Origin of the sequence: Aureimonas endophytica, assembly GCF_014642635.1 — a bacterium.
Taxonomy (GTDB): Bacteria; Pseudomonadota; Alphaproteobacteria; order Rhizobiales; family Rhizobiaceae; genus Plantimonas; species Plantimonas endophytica.
Genome location: NZ_BMIQ01000030.1, coordinates 1 through 1,109 on the forward strand (window position 1 = coordinate 1; position 1,109 = coordinate 1,109).

A 1,109-nucleotide genomic window follows, 5' to 3' on the forward strand; every position below is an offset into this window, starting at 1 on the left:
GTGTCTTTTGCTGTCTCGTACACAGGGTTATTGTTACCATCTTTCTAAATTCCATATATATGCGTTAGTATACTGTATTGGTGTTTTTCTTTCTGGCTTACTTCACTCTGTATAATAGGCTCCAGTTTCATCCACCTCATTAGAACTGATTCAAATGTATTCTTTTTAATGGCTGAGTAATACTCCATTGTGTATATGTACCACAGCTTTCTTATCCATTCATCTGCTGATGGACATCTAGGTTGCTTCCATGTCCTGGCTATTATAAACAGTGCTGCGATGAACATTGGGGTACACGTGTCTCTTTCCCTTCTGGTTTCCTCAGTGTGTATGCCCAGCAGTGGGATTGCTGGATCATAAGGCAGTTCTATTTCCAGTTTTTTAAGGAATCTCCACACTGTTCTCCATAGTGGCTGTACTAGTTTGCATTCCCACCAACAGTGTAAGAGGGTTCCCTTTTCTCCACACCCTCTCCAGCATTTATTGCTTGTAGACTTTTGGATCGCAGCCATTCTGACTGGTGTGAAATGGTACCTCATAGTGGTTTTGATTTGCATTTCTCTGATAATGAGTGATGTTGAGCATCTTTTCATGTGTTTGTTAGCCATCTGTATGTCTTCTTTGGAGAAATGTCTATTTAGTTCTTTGGCCCATTTTTTGATTGGGTCATTTATTTTTCTGGAGTTGAGCTGTAGGAGTTGCTTGTATATTTTTGAGATTAGTTGTTTGTCAGTTGCTTCATTTGCTATTATTTTCTCCCATTCTGAAGGCTGTCTTTTCACCTTGCTGATAGTTTCCTTTGATGTGCAGAAGCTTTTAAGTTTAATTAGGTCCCATTTGTTTATTTTTGCTTTTATTTCCAATATTCTGGGAGGTGGGTCATAGAGGATCCTGCTGTGATGTATGTCAGAGAGTGTTTTGCCTATGTTCTCCTCTAGGAGTTTTATAGTTTCTGGTCTTACGTTTAGATCTTTAATCCATTTTGAGTTTATTTTTGTGTATGGTGTTAGAAAGTGTTCTAGTTTCATTCTTTTACAAGTGGTTGACCAGTTTTCCCAGCACCACTTGTTAAACAGATTGTCTTTAATCCATTGAATATTCTTGCCTCC

General features: G+C 38.4%; 1 protein-coding gene. It reads right to left on the reverse strand.

Translation table 11 applies throughout. The features are described from left to right. Positions 1–44: 44 nt before the first annotated feature. Positions 45–1,109 (reverse strand): hypothetical protein (locus tag IEY14_RS26380; protein ID WP_210318594.1); only part of this gene is annotated, 1,065 nt, incomplete at its 5' end.